The 17554-nt window shown below is 69.7% G+C and carries 16 protein-coding genes; 10 read left to right on the plus strand and 6 right to left on the minus strand.

Going from position 1 to position 17554, the window contains the following annotated elements; genetic code table 11:
• Positions 1 to 755 (minus strand): DUF5937 family protein (locus AB0N07_RS36625; RefSeq protein ID WP_365842739.1); only part of this gene is annotated, 755 nt, incomplete at its 3' end.
• Between the two features lie 85 nt (positions 756 to 840).
• On the opposite strand from AB0N07_RS36625, the gene AB0N07_RS36630 reads away from it, so the two are divergent.
• Genes AB0N07_RS36630 through AB0N07_RS36640 form a run of 3 tightly spaced genes read left to right on the plus strand, consistent with a single transcriptional unit; the run spans position 841 to position 3026 of the window.
• Positions 841 to 2124, plus strand: a complete 1284-nt coding sequence (locus tag AB0N07_RS36630; RefSeq protein ID WP_365842741.1) for an MFS transporter — start codon at positions 841 to 843, stop codon at positions 2122 to 2124.
• 10 nt (positions 2125 to 2134) lie between these two features.
• Positions 2135 to 2644, plus strand: coding sequence for a MarR family transcriptional regulator (locus AB0N07_RS36635; RefSeq protein WP_365842743.1), 510 nt, complete (start codon positions 2135 to 2137; stop codon positions 2642 to 2644).
• Positions 2645 to 2687: 43 nt separating this feature from the next.
• On the plus strand, positions 2688 to 3026 hold the full coding sequence (locus tag AB0N07_RS36640) for a DUF3817 domain-containing protein (RefSeq protein ID WP_115905829.1): 339 nt from the start codon (positions 2688 to 2690) through the stop codon (positions 3024 to 3026).
• Here the strand turns inward: AB0N07_RS36640 and AB0N07_RS36645 are convergent.
• Positions 2992 to 3294, minus strand: coding sequence for a hypothetical protein (locus AB0N07_RS36645; protein WP_365842746.1), 303 nt, complete (start codon positions 3292 to 3294; stop codon positions 2992 to 2994). The genes AB0N07_RS36640 and AB0N07_RS36645 overlap by 35 nt on opposite strands.
• Positions 3295 to 3324: 30 nt before the next feature.
• Between AB0N07_RS36645 and AB0N07_RS36650 the strand changes: the two genes are divergently transcribed.
• Positions 3325 to 5025, plus strand: coding sequence for a methylmalonyl-CoA mutase family protein (locus AB0N07_RS36650; RefSeq protein ID WP_365842748.1), 1701 nt, complete (start codon positions 3325 to 3327; stop codon positions 5023 to 5025).
• Positions 5026 to 5135: 110 nt separating this feature from the next.
• The gene (locus AB0N07_RS36655) at positions 5136 to 6137 is read left to right on the plus strand and encodes a hypothetical protein (protein ID WP_365842750.1); all 1002 of its coding nucleotides are present in this window, start codon (positions 5136 to 5138) and stop codon (positions 6135 to 6137) included.
• A gap of 21 nt (positions 6138 to 6158) precedes the next feature.
• On the opposite strand, the gene AB0N07_RS36660 is transcribed toward AB0N07_RS36655, so the two are convergent.
• Positions 6159 to 6788: a TetR/AcrR family transcriptional regulator gene (locus AB0N07_RS36660; protein WP_365842752.1), complete on the minus strand. Its 630-nt coding sequence runs from the start codon at positions 6786 to 6788 to the stop codon at positions 6159 to 6161.
• A 260-nt stretch (positions 6789 to 7048) separates the two neighbouring features.
• On the opposite strand from AB0N07_RS36660, the gene AB0N07_RS36665 reads away from it, so the two are divergent.
• From AB0N07_RS36665 to AB0N07_RS36680, 4 genes are all read left to right on the plus strand, one after another.
• Positions 7049 to 8029 carry a tetratricopeptide repeat protein gene (locus AB0N07_RS36665; RefSeq protein ID WP_365842754.1) on the plus strand — a complete coding sequence of 327 codons (981 nt, stop codon included), beginning with the start codon at positions 7049 to 7051 and terminating at the stop codon, positions 8027 to 8029.
• Between the two features lie 624 nt (positions 8030 to 8653).
• Complete coding sequence (locus AB0N07_RS36670; protein WP_365842756.1) at positions 8654 to 9307, plus strand: DUF6230 family protein; 654 nt, start codon at positions 8654 to 8656, stop codon at positions 9305 to 9307.
• Positions 9308 to 9439: 132 nt separating this feature from the next.
• The gene (locus AB0N07_RS36675) at positions 9440 to 9997 is read left to right on the plus strand and encodes a DUF6114 domain-containing protein (RefSeq protein ID WP_365842758.1); all 558 of its coding nucleotides are present in this window, start codon (positions 9440 to 9442) and stop codon (positions 9995 to 9997) included.
• Positions 9987 to 11306 carry a hypothetical protein gene (locus tag AB0N07_RS36680; protein ID WP_365842760.1) on the plus strand — a complete coding sequence of 440 codons (1320 nt, stop codon included), beginning with the start codon at positions 9987 to 9989 and terminating at the stop codon, positions 11304 to 11306. Before AB0N07_RS36675 ends, AB0N07_RS36680 begins: the two co-directional genes overlap by 11 nt.
• Before the next feature lie 99 nt (positions 11307 to 11405).
• Here the strand turns inward: AB0N07_RS36680 and pyk are convergent, their stop codons facing one another.
• From pyk to pta, 3 genes are all read right to left on the minus strand, one after another.
• Positions 11406 to 12836, minus strand: coding sequence for a pyruvate kinase (gene pyk / locus AB0N07_RS36685; RefSeq protein WP_365842762.1), 1431 nt, complete (start codon positions 12834 to 12836; stop codon positions 11406 to 11408).
• A gap of 140 nt (positions 12837 to 12976) precedes the next feature.
• Positions 12977 to 14182 (minus strand): acetate kinase, encoded by a 1206-nt coding sequence (locus AB0N07_RS36690; RefSeq protein WP_365842764.1) that lies wholly within the window; start codon positions 14180 to 14182, stop codon positions 12977 to 12979.
• Positions 14179 to 16269: a phosphate acetyltransferase gene (pta, locus tag AB0N07_RS36695; RefSeq protein ID WP_365842766.1), complete on the minus strand. Its 2091-nt coding sequence runs from the start codon at positions 16267 to 16269 to the stop codon at positions 14179 to 14181. Before pta ends, AB0N07_RS36690 begins: the two co-directional genes overlap by 4 nt.
• 252 nt (positions 16270 to 16521) lie before the next feature.
• Here pta and AB0N07_RS36700 point away from each other — a divergent pair, with 252 nt between their 5' ends.
• Positions 16522 to 17547 (plus strand): ATP-dependent 6-phosphofructokinase, encoded by a 1026-nt coding sequence (locus AB0N07_RS36700; protein ID WP_365842768.1) that lies wholly within the window; start codon positions 16522 to 16524, stop codon positions 17545 to 17547.
• Positions 17548 to 17554: the final 7 nt, after the last annotated feature.

A 17554-nucleotide genomic window follows, 5' to 3' on the forward strand; every position in this document is an offset into this window, starting at 1 on the left:
CCAGCGGGGCGAAGAGGAGGTTGGCGAGCGCCTCGTAGCGGATCCACTCGGTGGTCTCCCGGACGGAGCGTCCTGCGCGGCCGTTCCAGACGGGTCACGTCCGGCCAGATGAAGACGCTGGGCATCAGGACCAGGCCCTGTCCGCCGAGCCGCCGCTCGTGCTGGCCCTGGAACTCGACGGTGAGCGTCCCGGCCTGCCAGCCGAACCGCAGGTTGATCTCCGGCAGCAGCCCGCCGAGCCCGACCTCGGCCAGCCGCCGCGAGTGGAAGGCGACGTCGGCCTCCAGGAGGGTGCGCAGCCGGGGCCAGTCCGGGGCGATGAGCGCGCGCCAGGCCTCCTCCATCGCGTCCGACAGTTCCTCGATCATGCGGACGGGGTCCTTCAGCCACCTGCGGGCCTGCGGCGAGTCGAGGGCGCCCGGCGTGTCCGCAAGGGACAGCGCGGTGTCCGCGCAGGCCGCCTCCGGGTCGCTCGCCCGCACGGCGGCGATCTCCTCCTCGAAGCCGGCGGCAGGGCCGATCGGGGGCGGGCAGAGCCAGTCGGGGCAGTGGCCGCGCCGGGGCATCAGCAGCCACAGAGCGGTGAGGTCGAGCCCGGCCGCCACCCGGCCCATACGGCGCAGCCAGTGCGCGTGGTAGCCCTGCCGCTCGGGCCGCTTGAGCATGCGCACGACCTCCTGGGTCTCCCACAGCGGGGACACCGCGAAGCGGCAGCGGAGGAAGTCGTCCTCTCCGAAGTGCAGCCGTGACGGCACAGGCCCCTCCCTCGGCACCGAACTCGACATTCGGCTGGAGCCGAATCTCTAGAATGCCGCACCTGGGCCGGGGACGCTGCTGCCCATGCCATCAGACGAGCCCGAGGGCACTACGACCCTGCCCGGACCACAGGCGCCTTCCGCCGGTCACGGCCGCTATCTCGACGTGTTCGCCGTCCGCGAGTTCCGTGCCGTCTTCGCGGCCCACGCCCTCTCGCTGCTCGGGGTGATCGTCAGCGAGATCGCGCTGTCGGTCCTCGTCTACGACCTCACCGGCTCGCCCCTGATGAGCGCGCTCACCTTCGCACTCGGCTTTCTGCCGTACGTCGTGGGCGGGACCCTGCTCGCGGGAGTCGCCGACCGCTTCCCGCCCCGGCGGGTGCTGGTGGTGTGTGACATGGCACAGGCGGCGGGCGTGGCCCTGATGGTGGCCGCCGGTCCGCACATCGCGGTCCTGCTCGCCCTGCGCTGCTGCGTCGCCGTCGTCTCGCCGGTGTTCCAGGGGACGAGGACGGCCACGCTCGCCGACATCCTCGGCGACGGCGACCTGTTCGTGCTGGGCCGCTCCCTGCTGCGGATCGTGTCGCAGAGCGCGCTGCTCGTCGGATACGGCCTGGGCGGACTGCTCCTGATCGCCGTGACCCCGCGCCACGCCCTCCTGATCACCGTGGCCGGCTTCGGCGCCTCCGCCGCCCTCCTGCGCTTCGGCACCCGGCACAGGCCCGCTCGCAGCTCGGCGGGGGACGCCCTGGTCACGGACTCACTCAAGGGCGCCCGCCAGGTTCTCGCAGACCGCCGCGCACGTGCCCTGCTCCTTCTCTTCTGGGTGCCGCCCATGTTCGCCGTGACGCCCGAGGCGCTGGCGGCCCCCTATGCCGACGAGCTGGCCGCCGGTCCGGTCGGCCTGGGCCTGCTGATGTGCGCGCTGCCGGTGGGCACCATCTCCGGCGAGCTGTACGCGGGCTCCCGCCTGCGCCCCGCGACCCGCGAACGCATCGCTCTCCCTCTTGTCGCCTTCACTCTTCTCCCGTACCTCGGCTACGTCCTGCACCCCGGCCTCGCCCCCGCCCTCCTCCTGCTGCTGCTCTCGGGGGCGGGGTCGGCGTACACGCTGGGCCTGGACCAGTGGTTCGTGCGGGCCGTGCCGGAGGAACTGCGCGGACGGGCCATGACCCTGCTCACCGCCGGGCTGATGACGATCCAGGGGGTGGGGATGGCGCTGGCGGGGGTCGTCGCGGAGTTCGCGGGGGTGCCGGCCACCGTGGCGGGGGCCGGAGCGCTGGGCGCGGTGTGCTGCGTACCTCTCGTCCTGGAAGCCCGGCGGACCGAAAGACGAGACGGGGCTGACCACCATGTGACCGGCCGGTAAGGTCGGTTCCGTGCCGAAGCCGCTCAGCCTTCCTTTCGACCCGATCGCCCGCGCCGACGAACTCTGGAAGCAGCGCTGGGGAAACGTGCCGTCCATGGCCGCCATCACCTCGATCATGCGCGCACACCAGATCCTGCTCGCCGAGGTCGACGCGGTGGTCAAGCCGTACGGACTGACGTTCGCGCGGTACGAGGCGCTGGTTCTGCTCACCTTCTCCAAGGAGGGCGAGCTGACGATGTCGAAGATCGGCGAGCGGCTCATGGTCCACCCCACCTCGGTGACGAACACCGTCGACCGCCTGGTGAAGTCGGGCCTGGTGGCCAAGCGCCCCAACCCCAACGACGGGCGCGGCACCCTCGCCTCCATCACCGACAAGGGCCGCGAGGTCGTCGAGGCGGCCACCCGCGACCTGATGGCGATGGACTTCGGCCTCGGTGCGTACGACGCCGAGGAGTGCGCGGAGATCTTCGCGATGCTGCGGCCGCTGCGGGTGGCGGCGGCCGACTTCGCCGAGGAATGACCCGGCCCAAGATCTCCCGGAACGGGCGGTTACGCTCGACGCCATGAAGAAGAGCGTGCTGACCCGCTACCGCGTCATGGCCTACGTCACCGGTGTCCTGCTGGTCCTGCTGTGCCTGAGCATGATCGCCAAGTACGGCCTGGATGTCAGCGGCGCCGCGGACTTCACCCGCGTCGTCGCCATCGCGCACGGCTGGCTCTACGTGGTCTACCTGATCTTCGCCTTCGACCTGGGCTCCAAGGCGAAGTGGCCGGTCGGCAAGCAGCTGTGGGTGCTGCTCGCCGGGACGATCCCGACGGCCGCCTTCTTCGTCGAGCGAAAGATCAGCCACGAGCTGGAGACGAAGTTCACCGAGGGCTCGCCCGCGGTCGCGAAGGTCTGACGATCCCTGACGTGATGGCCGCCGAGCCGCCGTTGGCCAGGCTTTTGCAGGTCACCGTCCGCGACGGTCCGAGCTCGTCCGCGAGCCGCTGCGCCGGCGCCGAGCCCTCCCACGTGTACGGATCCGAGACCAGGCCGTCGGACAGATCCAGCGCGGCGGCGGGATCGTCGGGGAAGAAGTCCCAGTAGCGGACCGCCCAGGACGGGCCGAGGCGCCGGGCCGGGCGCTGTGCCGCAGCCGGGCCCCGCTCGCGGCTTCCCCTCGACATTTACTAGGACGTCCTAGTAAATTCGAGGGTATGGACGCTGACGCCATCGAGGAGGGCCGCCGTCGCTGGCAGGCCCGGTACGACGCTTCGCGCAAGCGTGAGGCCGACTTCACCACGCTCTCCGGAGATCCCGTGGAGCCCGTGTACGGGCCCCGGCCGGGAGACGCGTATGACGGCTTCGAGCGGATCGGGTGGCCGGGGGAGTACCCCTTCACGCGCGGGCTGTACCCGACCGGCTATCGAGGGCGTACGTGGACCATCCGGCAGTTCGCCGGGTTCGGGAACGCCGAGCAGACCAACGAGCGCTACAAGATGATCCTCGCCAACGGCGGGGGCGGTCTGTCCGTCGCCTTCGACATGCCGACCCTCATGGGGCGCGACTCCGACGATCCCCGCTCGCTCGGCGAGGTCGGACACTGCGGGGTCGCCATCGACTCCGCCGCCGACATGGAGGTCCTGTTCAAGGACATCCCGCTGGGGGACGTCACCACCTCCATGACCATCAGCGGGCCCGCCGTGCCCGTGTTCTGCATGTACCTCGTCGCCGCCGAGCGGCAGGGCGTCGATCCGCGGGTGCTCAACGGCACGCTCCAGACCGACATCTTCAAGGAGTACATCGCCCAGAAGGAATGGCTGTTCCAGCCGGAGCCCCATCTGCGGCTGATCGGCGACCTGATGGAGTACTGCGCCGCAGGCATCCCCGCCTACAAGCCGCTGTCCGTCTCCGGCTACCACATCCGCGAGGCCGGGTCGACGGCCGCGCAGGAGCTGGCGTACACGCTGGCCGACGGGTTCGGGTACGTGGAGCTGGGGCTCTCCCGCGGACTGGACGTCGACGTGTTCGCGCCCGGGCTGTCCTTCTTCTTCGACGCGCACGTCGACTTCTTCGAGGAGATCGCCAAGTTCCGCGCGGCGCGGCGCATCTGGGCCCGCTGGATGCGGGACGTGTACGGGGCGAGGTCCGAGAAGGCGCAGTGGCTGCGCTTCCACACGCAGACCGCCGGTGTCTCGCTGACCGCCCAGCAGCCGTACAACAACGTCGTGCGTACGGCCGTGGAGGCGCTCGCGGCGGTGCTCGGCGGGACCAACTCGCTGCACACCAACGCCCTGGACGAGACCCTCGCGCTGCCCAGCGAGCAGGCCGCGGAGATCGCGCTGCGCACCCAGCAGGTGCTGATGGAGGAGACCGGGGTCGCCAACGTGGCCGATCCGCTGGGTGGTTCGTGGTTCGTCGAGCAGCTGACGGACCGGATCGAGGCGGACGCGGAGAAGATCTTCGAGCAGATAAAGGAGCGGGGGCTGCGGGCACATCCGGACGGGCAGCACCCGATCGGGCCGATCACCTCCGGGATCCTGCGCGGGATCGAGGACGGCTGGTTCACGGGCGAGATCGCCGAGTCGGCCTTCCGGTACCAGCAGGCCCTGGAGAAGGGTGACAAGCGGGTCGTCGGCGTGAACGTCCACCACGGGTCCGTCACCGGGGACCTGGAGATCCTGCGGGTCAGCCACGAGGTGGAGCGGGAGCAGGTGCGGGTGCTGGGCGACCGCAGGGCCGCGCGGGACGAGGCCGGGGTGCGGGCGGCCCTGGACGCCATGCTCGCCGCCGCCCGCTCGGGCACCAACATGATCGAGCCGATGCTGGACGCCGTACGCGCCGAGGCGACCCTGGGCGAGATCTGCGGGGTGCTGCGGGACGAGTGGGGGGTGTACACCGAGCCGGCAGGGTTCTGACGCCTACCCCGCAGAACCGTTTATAAAAATGTGACCTGCCTCCTTTCCCGCGATCGTTCCCGTGCATAGCATCGGCCCGTCGAGTCCGCCGATGCTCAGGGGAACTGACGGTGCGTAGGTTTTTCAGACCCAGAGTGGTACGGGCCGCCGTCGCGGTCGCGGTGGCCATGCTGCCGTGCGCTGCACTGGTCCCGGTCGCGTCCGCACATTCCGTTCCGCCGCCGGTGAACCCGGTGGCGCAACGGCTGGACGCCTACTGGAACCCGGCCCGGCTGACGGCCGCGCTGCCCGTCGACACCGCCCTGGACAAGGATTCCGTCTACTCCACCGCCCCGGACACCGGCGCCGCCGCCTCCTCCGCGGTGGACGGGCCCATGCCCGGCGAGTTCATCCCGCCCAGCCACAGCTTCGACGGCATCCCCCAGACCGGCACCTTCTTCTGGACCGACACCAGCGGTACCGGGCGCACCTGCAGCGGCTCCGTGGTGCGCAGCCCGGGCCACGACCTGGTGCTGAGCGCGGGCCACTGTCTGAGGGGGTACTCCGGCGCCTCCCCGCGCCGCAACCTGGCCTTCGTGCCGCAGTACCACGACGGACTCAAGCCGTTCGGCGTGTTCCCGGTCCGGGTCAACCGTGTTTACGTCCCGCAGCAGTACTACGACCTGAAGGAGCACGCCGGCGCCCAGTACGACTACGGCTTCGCCGTCACCGAGCCCAACCAGGACGGCAAGCTGCTGCAGGACGCAGCCGGCGCGGTGCAGCTGCTCACCGACACCGGGTACCACCACGCCCCGGTGCGGATGATCGGCTACCCGGGAGGCGCGGACAAGCCGCTGGAGTGCTGGAGCCGCACCACCCGCTACGACAGCGACGACCCCGACGAGCCCGGCAGCTATCCGCGCATCGCCTGCGACGCGTTCGTGGACGGCACCAGTGGCGGACCGATGCTGGTGCCGTGGAAGGGCGGCTGGGCGGTGGTGGGCGTCATCGGCGGCTACCACACAGGCGGTTACACCCCGCAGATCTCCTACAGCGCCTACTTCGGCAAGAGCGTCGGTCAGCTCTACGGCGACGCGGTCACCGGCGCCCCGCCGGCCGGCCCGGCGTCGTAGACCTCGTAGCAGAGGGAGCGTCTACGGCTGCTGGGCGGCCGCTCCCAGGCCGGTCAGGAGCAGGGTCGTGAACGCGCGCACCCACTCCTCGTCCGCCGGGTGCCCGCTCACCAGCGTGCGGTGCACCACCGCGCCCGCGACCACGTCGAAGATCAGGTCGACCGTGCGGGCCGCCTCGGCGGGGTCCGTCTCGGGGGGCAGCTCGCCGCGGGTCTGGGCGCGGGCGCGGCCCTCCAGGACCAGTCTCTTCTGGCGCTCCACGATCGAGGAGCGGATCCGCTCCCGCAGGGCGTCGTCGCGGGTCGACTCCGCGACGACCGCCATCAGGCCGCTCGCGGCCTCCGGGCGGGCCAGGATGGCCGCGAACTGCAGGACCACGCCCTCGATGTCGGCCGCCAGGGTGCCGCGGTCGGGGAGGACGAGTTCGTCGAAGAGCTCGGCCACCGCGTCGACGACGAGTTCGTTCTTGCCCGCCCAGCGGCGATACAGGGTCGTCTTTGCAACCCCGGCCCGTGTCGCCACGTCTCCCAGGGTGAGCTTCGACCAGCCCAGCTCCACCAGGGCCTCCCGGGTGGCCGCGAGGATCGCGGCGTCCGCCTCGGCGCTGCGCGGGCGTCCTGAGGCGCGGGTGGCGCGAGTGCGGCTCTGCATCCCACGACCATAACCGGCAGTTCCTGTGAGGCCGTGAGGGAGATCACCGGGGGGTGGTACCCGGGAGGCACTCGGTGCCATTACGCTACGACTCGTAGCGAAAGCTCGTGAGTGACTCCACGGGCGACAACCACTGACGTGGGGTGGGGACCCGGCGTCGAACAGAACGCAACAGGACCGGCTTTCTCAATGCACGGGGGTCCGGGGGTTTCCCCCGGGGTATGCAGCACTCATGCGCGGGAACGGGGGAGGATAGACGCATGCAGCCACGGAACATGTCCATGAGCGGAGTCGTCGACCTCGCCGCGGTGAAGGCGGCCCAGGAGGCCAAGGCGAAGGCGGAGCAGGCGCGCGCCGAAGCAGCCCGGCAGGGCGGTGGCCCGGGAGCCGTCTCCCCGGCCGATCTCGTCCTCGACGTCGACGAGGCCGCCTTCGAGCGCGAGGTCCTGCAGCGGTCCACCGAGGTGCCCGTCGTCATCGACTTCTGGGCCGAGTGGTGCGAGCCCTGCAAGCAGCTGAGCCCGGTCCTGGAGCGGCTCGCCGTCGAGTACAACGGCCGCTTCCTGCTCGCCAAGATCGACGTCGACGCCAACCAGATGCTGATGCAGCAGTTCGGGATCCAGGGGATCCCGGCCGTCTTCGCCGTGGTGGCGGGGCAGGCGCTGCCGCTCTTCCAGGGGGCCGCCGGCGAACAGCAGATCCGCCAGACCCTCGACCAGCTCGTACAGGTGGCCGAGCAGCGCTTCGGCCTGACCGGTCTGACGGTCGACCCCGACGCCGAGCCGGGCGGCGGCCAGGCAGTGGCCGAGGCGGCGCCGGCCGGGCCGTACGACGCGCTGCTCGAGGCGGCCGTACGAGCCCTGGACTCGGGGGACTTCGGCGGTGCGGTGCAGGCGTACAAGAACGTGCTGAGTGAGGACCCGGGCAACCCGGAGGCCCAACTGGGCCTCGCCCAGGCCGAGTTGCTGCAGCGCGTGGGCGGCCTCGACCCGCAGCAGGTGCGCAAGGACGCCGCCGAGAAGCCGGCCGACGTACAGGCGCAGATCGCAGCTGCCGATCTGGATCTGGTCGGCGGTCATGTGGAGGACGCCTTCGGGCGGCTCATCGACACCGTCCGGCGCACGGCGGGTGACGACCGCGACACGGTACGTCTGCGACTGCTGGAGCTCTTCGAGGTCGTTGGGGCGGATGATCCGAGGGTGGCGACGGCCCGCCGGGCGCTCGCGCGGGCGCTGTTCTGACCAGTCGCTAAACACCAGGGCATGTGATGCCCGAGTGAAAGATTTGCCGAAGGAACGTCAGTGCGGCCGCGCTTTACCAAAACTTGGTAAACGCGGCCGCTGTTACTGGGAGTAAGTTCCGGGCTTTGGTCTGTCGGTTTCTGTCCAGCGATCAATAGTTTTGTCCGGGCCCTCGACTGCACCCTCCGTCGCCACCTGAGACCTGTGGGTCGTCCTTCGGTTATCCGGCCGTTACTACCCAGTAACGAAGCCCCTTGTGCGGGCGGCGAGAATGCACCACGATCGGCGACGCTCGGTCCTTTCCCGTACCCCGACAGCCGGTTGGGTCGCGGGAGTTCCTGGGTCCCCACCGAGCAGAGCCTGTGTCTACTGGCACCGACTCTTGGGCAGGGGGGTCTTCGTCGGCTCGGCGAAGCCTGTCCAGCAAGGTTGTGCGTGATGTGTGTCAGGCGCGACCAGTGGTTGTCGCTCGGGGGTGATCGCCGGTGATCGGTGCGCGGTTTGCGCCTCCGAGTGCGGGCGCTCTCCTTCCCGAGGACGTAGCACTTCTCCCATCCCTGCCCGGCTGAGCCGCCGACAGGCAGCAGTCAGGGCCAGGAGATGTACGTCCGAGAAGGAGGAAATATGGAGTCCCAGGTGCGTGGCGGGACCAGATGGAAGCGGTTCGCTGTGGTCATGGTGCCCAGCGTCGCCGCTACGGCCGCGATAGGTGTCGCCCTCGCGCAGGGCGCTCTCGCCGCGTCGTTCAGCGTGTCCGGCCAGCAGTTCAAGGTGTCGGCCGCCACGCTGGAAGGTACAGGTTTCGAGCAGTACGGGGCCCTGGACTCGGGGTACACCCTCGACGGCCAGAAGACGACCCGTCCGGTGGCGGTCTCGGCGTTCGATCACGCGACCATCACCCATCTGTGCCAGTCGGTGGTCACCCCGAACATCCCGGTGCTGGGCAGTGTCAGCCTGATCCTGCATGCGGGTGACGGCAAGGACGCGGTCGAGGCCGACAAGCTGTACATCGACCTCGACAAGCTGGACACCACCGATGCGACGTTCTCGAACATCGACATCGGTGTGGCCGCGGGCAACACGGGCAAGGACAAGGGCGGCAAGGGTCCGGGCATGAAGGGTGGCGGCGAGGCCGCCAACCCGTTCGGATTCGCGCAGCAGGCTGAGAAGGCGTCGCTGACCGGTGTGCAGCAGACGGCGTGGGCGACCACTGCCGGAACCTTCAAGCTCAGCGGTCTGAGCATGTCCGTGCAGGCGGGCACCCACGAGTGCTACTAGGCACTCGGTGACGGGCGGGGGAGCCGATGGGCGCCCCCGCCCGTCCACCTTCCACCACATTCTTCACACGTACTGCAACTCACCACCACAGCACCATCACCACAGCAAAGCCGCACCAGGGAGCTGTATTCCATGAGCGCCGAGACTCCTGCCGTACCCTCCGGCCAGTTCAGTCGCCGGAGGGCGCAGTTCCGCGCCTGGCGGGGCACGCGGCCGTTCTGGGCCGGCCTGTTCGTCATGCTCGGCGGACTCCCCATCGCCTACTTCCCGTACGCCCACCTGCAGGTGGGGCATCTGACGCTGGCGATGTCCACCACCGCCGGTGCCGGATCCCTGATCATCGGTGTGCTGCTGATCGTCCTGGGCTTCAGCCTCTGGTTCCAGAAGCACGTGCGTACCTTCGCGGGCGTCGCGGCGATCCTGCTGGGGCTGGTGTCCATCCCCGTGTCCAACCTCGGCGGCTTCCTGCTGGGCTTCCTGTTCGCGCTGGTCGGCGGGGCGATGGCCGTGGCCTGGGCGCCGGATGAGCCGCCGGCCGAGGCGGCGCAGGAGGACGTGCCGGGAGCGGGCGGTGCCCCGCAGGCGATGGACACGGACACCACCATCCTCAAGCCCGTGGTGGGCGAGCCGATCGATCTGTCAGGAACGAGCCCGGCGAACGGGGCGAACGGGAGGCACAGTGCCGGCTGACGAGGTGACCCACGGGACTGATGTGGACGAGTCCCGTGTGAGAACCGGGCCGCGCCACGCGGCACCCAAGAAGCCGCTGTTCACCAGGTTCCACATGCCGGCGGGCAAGGCGATAGCCACGGTGGCGATGCCGACCGCGGTCCTCATGGGAATGGGGTTCACGTCCTCGCTCGCGCTCGCCGACAGCGGCGGCTCGTCGCCGTCGTCGAAGAGCCTGACCGCGGACGAGTACAAGAACTGTGTGGCCGCGCTGGGCGACAACGCGTCGGCCTCGCCGTCGCCGTCCGCCTCGGCGAGCTCAAGTGCCACGGCCGACAAGGCGACGCCCTCGCCCTCGTCCTCTGCGGGCACGTCCAAGGACTCCTCGGACTCGGGCAAGACCGGTTCGTCGGATTCAGGTTCCGGCGACAAGGCGACGCCCACGCCGTCCGCCTCGGCGAGTTCGAGCAAGGACGCGTCGGGCAGCGGCACCGCCACGCCGAGCCCCTCGGCGTCCGCGAGCAGCGGCGGCGGTCTGCTGGACGGCATCGGCGAGGCGCTCGGCGGCCTCCTCGGGGGCGGCAGCGGCAGCTCCACGTCGAGCGCGAGCCCGACGCCCACCCCGTCCGCCTCGGCGAGCACGAGCAAGGACTCGTCGTCGGGCACGAGCGCCTCTGACACCCTCAAGGAGACGACCAAGAAGGTCACCGACACGGTCGGCAAGACCGTGAAGGACACGACCGACACGGCGACCAAGGCGGCCGAGGAGGCCACCAAGGCGGCCCAGAAGGCGGCCGATTCGGCCACCTCCGCCAGCCCCTCGCCGAGCTCGTCCGCGAACGCGGCGAACTGCGAGGCCGCCACGGACGCCACGGGCGGCGTCGACAACAAGGTGCCGGTGGCGGACGACCCCTGGTACCTGAACGCCAGCTCGCTGACGCTGAAGGGTGCCGACTACCAGGGCATCGTCAAGGTGAGGACGGCCAACGGCACGATCAAGAGGGTGCTGAAGTACGTCATCTCCGGCGGCACCGACATCGGCGACCTGCACCAGACGGTCAAGGACCACGGCATCAACAAGACCTACCACGTGCAGGCCGGGCCGGGAACGACGTCCAAGATCACCGGTGGTCCGACGACGATGTACACGGAGTCCATCTCCGGGAACCTGCTCGGCCTGATCCCGCTCACGTTCACTCCGGACAGCCCGCCTCCGCTGAACATCCCGTTGATCTACTTCACCAACGTGAAGGTCGTGCAGGCCGCGCAGTTCGGCGGCACCTTGAACGTGCCCGGCATGCGCATCTACACGACCGACGGAACCGGCTGAACGCCGTCACAGACCCGTCCGGGAGCCGCAGAAAGACTGAGGGCGCCCCCTGTTCGCAGGGGGCGCCCTCAGCGCCGTACAAGAGCCTTTGTGGCTGCGTCAGTTGCCGCCGCCGCCCGCGATGTGGTGGACGCGGAGCATGTTGGTGGTGCCGGGGACGCCGGGGGGCGAGCCGGCGGTGATGATGACGATCTCGCCCGGGTTGAAGCGGTTGATCTTGGCGATCTCCTGGTCGACCATGTCGACCATCTCGTCCGTGGTGTTCACGAACGGCACCACGTGCGACTCCACGCCCCAGCTGAGGGTGAGCTGGTTGCGGGTGTTCTCGTCGGTGGTGAAGGCGATGATCGGCTGCTGGGCGCGGTAGCGCGACAGCCGACGGGCGGTGTCACCGGACTGCGTGAAGGCCACCAGGCCCCGGCCGCCCAGGAAGTCCGCGATCTCGCACGCGGCGCGGGCGACCGAACCACCCTGCGTACGCGGCTTCTTGCCCGGCACCAGCGGCTGCAGGCCCTTGGAGAGCAGCTCCTGCTCGGCCGCGGCGACGATCTTCGACATCGTCTTCACGGTCTCGACCGGGTAGGCGCCCACGCTGGACTCCGCGGACAGCATGACCGCGTCCGCGCCGTCCAGGATCGCGTTGGCCACGTCGGAGGCCTCGGCGCGGGTGGGGCGGGAGTTGGTGATCATCGACTCCATCATCTGGGTCGCCACGATCACCGGCTTGGCGTTGCGGCGGCACAGCTCGATCAGGCGCTTCTGCACCATGGGGACCTTCTCGAGCGGGTATTCCACGGCGAGGTCACCGCGGGCGACCATCACCGCGTCGAAGGCCATCACGACGGCCTCCATGTTCTCGACCGCCTGCGGCTTCTCCACCTTGGCGATGACGGGGACGCGGCGGCCCTCCTCGTCCATCACGCGGTGGACGTCGTCCACGTCCTTGGCGTCGCGGACGAAGGACAGCGCGACCATGTCGCAGCCCATGCGCAGCGCGAAGCGGAGGTCCTCGACGTCCTTCTCGGACAGCGCCGGCACATTGACGGCCGTGCCGGGGAGGTTGATGCCCTTGTGGTCGGAGACGACACCGCCCTCGATGACGATCGTCTTGACCCGGGGGCCCTCGACGTCCAGGACCTTCAGCTCGACGTTGCCGTCGTTGATCAGGATCTGGTCGCCGCGGTCGACGTCACCGGGCAGGCCCTTGTAGGTCGTACCGCAGATGGACTTGTCGCCCGGGACGTCCTCGATGGTGATGACGAACTCGTCACCGCGCTCGAGCTCGACCGGGCCTTCCGCGAAGGTCTCCAGACGGATCTTCGGACCCTGCAGGTCGGCGAGGACACCGATGGCACGGCCGGTCTCCTTGGAGGCGGCCCGGACGCGGTCGTACCGCCCCTGGTGCTCGGCGTGGGTGCCGTGGCTGAAGTTGAACCTGGCCACGTTCATTCCGGCCTCGATCATCGAGACCAGCATTTCGTGGGAGTCGACCGCGGGGCCGAGAGTACAGACGATTTTCGAACGGCGCATGGGGCGATCCTATCGGTTTGTTTCGCCGCGGAATATTCCGTCTGGCGGAAGATACAAATGGGCGGGTCCGCGCTCAGGCGTGTTACTGCGGTGTATTCCTCGGACTTCTTCAACCGGCCGTGCGGCGAAGCCGTATATCGTTACTGCCCGACCAGTGCGTAGGTCTGTGTGGCTATCTCCAGTTCCTCGTCGGTCGGCACCACGGCGACCGCCACGCGCGCGTGCGCCGGCGAGATCAACCGCGGTTCGTCGCTGTGTACGGCGTTCAGCTCGCTGTCCACCGCAAGGCCCAGCTCCTGAAGGCCCGCAAGGGCAGCCTCCCGCACCGGGCTCGCGTTCTCCCCGACTCCCGCCGTGAAGGCGACCGCGTCCACCCGGCCGAGTACGGCGTAATAGGCACCGATGTACTTCTTCAGCCGGTGAATGTAGATGTCGAAGGCGAGCTGCGCCTCTTCGTCACCATCGTCGACCCGGCGACGGATCTCCCGCATGTCGTTGTCACCGCACAGCCCGATCAACCCGCTCTTCTTGTTGAGAAGAGTGTCGATCTCGTCAGTGGACATTCCGCCAACACGCATCAAATGGAAGATGACGGCCGGATCCATGTCCCCGGATCGCGTACCCATCACGAGCCCCTCCAAAGGCGTCAGCCCCATGGAGGTGTCCACGCACTTCCCGCCCCGCACGGCAGACGCGGACGCCCCGTTGCCGAGGTGCAGCACGATGACGTTGACCTCCTCGGGTGCCTTCCCCAGCAGCTCGGCGGTGGCCCGGGACACATACGCGTGCGAGGTCCCGTGGAAGCCGTAGCGCCGGATCCGGTACTTGTCGGCGGTCTGTACGTCGATGGCGTAGCGGGCGGCCGACTCCGGCATCGTCGTGTGGAACGCGGTGTCGAAGACGGCGACCTGCGGCAGGTCGGGCCGCAGCGCCTGCGCGGTGCGGATGCCGGTGAGGTTGGCCGGGTTGTGCAGGGGTGCCACCGGTATCAGCCGCTCGATCTCGGCGAGCACGGCGTCGTCGATCACGGTCGGTTCGGTGAAGGACTTGCCGCCGTGCACGACCCGGTGCCCGATCGCGGCGAGCTCGGGGGAGTCCAGCCCCAGCCCGTCCTTCGCCAGCTCCTCCGAGACGGCCTTCAGGGCCGCCTCGTGGTCGGCGATCGACCCGCTCCACTCACGGGTCTCGCCGCCCGTCCCGAGCGGCGTGTGCCTGAGCCGTGAGGTCTCCTCGCCGATCCGCTCGACGAGGCCCATGGCGAGCCGGCTGCTGTCCCGCATGTCGAGCAGCTGGTACTTCACCGACGAGGAGCCGGAGTTGAGGACGAGGACACGGGTCGGGCTCACTGGGCGGACGCCTTCTCGTTCGGGTGCTGGGCCTGTATGGCGGTGATGGCGACGGTGTTGACGATGTCCGAGACAAGAGCGCCCCGGGACAGGTCGTTGACGGGCTTGCGCAGACCCTGCAGCACCGGCCCGACGGCGATCGCGCCGGCCGAGCGCTGCACGGCCTTGTAGGTGTTGTTACCTGTATTGAGGTCAGGGAAGATCAGAACCGTTGCCTGCCCGGCGACTTCGGACTCCGGCAGCTTGGTCGCCGCGACCGTCGGTTCCACCGCGGCGTCGTACTGGATCGGCCCCTCGATCTTCAGGTCGGGGCGCCTTCCCCGGACCAGCTCGGTCGCCTCCCGCACCTTGTCCACGTCGGCGCCCGAGCCGGACGTACCCGTCGAGTACGACAGCATCGCGATCCGCGGCTCCACGCCGAACTGCTCGGCGGTGGCGGCCGACTGGATGGCGATGTCGGCCAGCTGCTCGGCGTCCGGGTCGGGGTTCACGGCGCAGTCGCCGTAGACGAGGACCTTGTCGGCGAGGCACATGAAGAAGACGGACGAGACGATGTCGGCCTCGGGCTTCGTCTTGATGATCTCGAAGGCCGGGCGGATGGTCGCGGCCGTCGAGTGGACGGACCCGGAGACCATGCCGTCCGCCAGCCCTTCCTGGACCATCAGCGTGCCGAAGTAGTTGACGTCCGAGACCACGTCGTACGCCAGCTCCACGGTGACGCCCTTGTGGGCGCGGAACTGCGCGTACATCTCGGCGAAGGAGTCACGCAACTCGCTGGTCGCAGGGTCGATCAGCCGGCACTCGCCCAGGTCGATGCCCAGGTCGGCGGCCTTCTTGCGGATCTGCTCGACCGGGCCGAGCAGGGTGAGGTCGCAGACACCGCGGCGCAGCAGCACCTCGGCGGCGTGCAGGACGCGCTCCTCGGTTCCCTCCGGCAGGACGACCCGGCGCTTGTCGGAGCGGGCCTGTTCGAGCAGCTTGTGCTCGAACATCATCGGGGTGAGACGGTCGCTGCTGGGCGCGGAGACCCGCTTGATGAGGTCGCCGGTGTCGACGTACCGCTCGAAGAGGCCGAGCGCGGTCTCCGCCTTGCGTGGCGTCGCCGCGTTCAACTTTCCCTCCAGGGCGAAGAGTTCGGCGGCGGTCGGGAAGCTGTTGCCGGGCACCGAGAGCACCGGGGTGCCCGGGGCGAGGCGGGCGGCGAGGGTGAGGATCTCGTTGCTCGGCACCTCGTTCAGGGTGAGCAGCACCCCGGCTATCGGCGGGGTGCCGGCGCTGTGCGCGGCCAGCGAGCCGACGACCAGGTCGGCGCGGTCGCCCGGGGTCACCACCAGACAGCCCGGGGTCAGGGCGGACAGGAAGTTCGGCAGCATCGCACCGCCGAAGACGAAGTCCAGGGCGTCGCGCGCCAGCCCCGAGTCGTCGCCGAGGACGACCTTCGCGCCCAGCGCCTGGCCGATCTGGGAGACGGTGGGGGCGGCGAGGGCGGGGTCGTCCGGGACGACGTAGCACGGCACGGGGAGGCGGGAGTCGAGCTTCTGTGCGATCTCCTCCCGGTCCTCGCGCGCGACCCGGTTGGTCACCATGGCGAGGACGTCGCAGCCCAGGCTCTCGTACGCGCGGAAGGCGTTGCGCGTCTCGGCGAGCACGGACTCGGTGGTCTGCCCCCGGCCGCCCACGACCGGGAGCACGGACGCGCCGAACTCGTTCGCCAGCCGGGCGTTGAGGGAGAGCTCGTCGGGGAGCTGGGTGTCGGCGAAGTCCGTGCCCAGGACGAGGACGACCTCGTAGTCGCGCGCGACCACGAGGAAGCGTTCCACGAGGGTGGACACCAGTTCGTCCGTCCCCTGCTCCGCCTGGAGGGCGGACGCCTCGTGGTAGTCCATGCCGTAGACGGTGGCCGGGTCCTGGGAGAGCCGGTAGCGGGCGCGGAGCAGCTCGAACAGGCGGTCGGGCTGGTGGTGGACGAGCGGCCGGAACACCCCGACCCGGTCGACCTGCCGGGTCAGGAGCTCCATGACCCCCAGCTCCACGACCTGACGGCCGTCGCCCCGGTCGATCCCGGTCACGTACACGCTGCGCGTCACGCGTGCTCGCCCCTTCCCTGCGCCGTTATAAAAATCGCCCACCGAGGTGAGCGGAACCCTCTTGACAATACCCCTGACGCTGGATAAGGCGCCCGTCAGGATGGGGGTCGGGACCGACGTCCCGATAGGGCCAATCGGGCCATAGCTGACAGAAGGGATATCGTCCTGTCGGGCATGAAACAATCGGACCGGCTCACCGGAAACCACCGGGCTGGCTCACCGGTAACGACAGCGAGCAGGAGACACAGCACGATGCGCATCGGAGTTCTCACCGCAGGCGGCGACTGCCCCGGCCTGAACGCCGTGATCCGGTCGGTCGTGCACCGAGCGGTCGCCCAGTACGGCGACGAGGTCATCGGCTTCGAGGACGGCTACGCCGGTCTGCTCGACGGCCGCTACCGCTCCCTCGACCTCGACGACGTCGGCGGCATCCTGGCCCGCGGCGGCACCATCCTGGGCTCCTCCCGGCTGGAGCGGGACCGACTGCGCGAGGCCTGTGAGAGCGCGGCCGACATCGCCCGTGACTTCGGCATCGACGCGCTGATCCCGATCGGCGGCGAGGGCACGCTGACCGCGGCCCGCATGCTCAGCGACGCGGGCCTGCCGGTGGTCGGCGTCCCGAAGACGATCGACAACGACATCTCCTCCACGGACCGCACCTTCGGTTTCGACACCGCGGTCGGGGTCGCCACGGAGGCGATGGACCGCCTGAAGACCACGGCCGAGTCGCACCAGCGCGTGATGGTCGTCGAGGTCATGGGCCGGCACGCGGGCTGGATCGCCCTCGAGTCCGGCATGGCGGCCGGTGCGCACGGCATCTGTCTGCCCGAGCGCCCCTTCGACCCGGCCGACCTCGTCAAGATGGTCGAGGAGCGCTTCTCCCGCGGCAAGAAGTTCGCAGTCGTGTGCGTGGCGGAGGGCGCCCACCCCGCCGAGGGCACCATGGACTACGGCAAGGGCGAGATCGACCAGTTCGGCCACGAGCGCTTCCAGGGCATCGGCACGGCACTGGCGTACGAGCTGGAGCGGCGGCTCGGCAAGGAGGCCAAGCCGGTCATCCTCGGCCATGTGCAGCGCGGCGGCGTCCCCACCGCCTACGACCGCGTCCTCGCCACCCGCTTCGGCTGGCACGCGGTGGAGGCGGCGCACCGTGGCGAGTTCGGCCGGATGACGGCTCTGCGCGGTACGGACATCGTGATGGTGCCGCTGGCGGAGGCGGTGACCGAGCTGAAGACGGTCCCGAAGGACCGGATGGACGAGGCGGAGTCGGTCTTCTAGAGGCCCT

This window comes from Streptomyces sp. NPDC051172 (assembly GCF_040682555.1).
Taxonomy (GTDB): domain Bacteria; phylum Actinomycetota; class Actinomycetes; order Streptomycetales; family Streptomycetaceae; genus Streptomyces.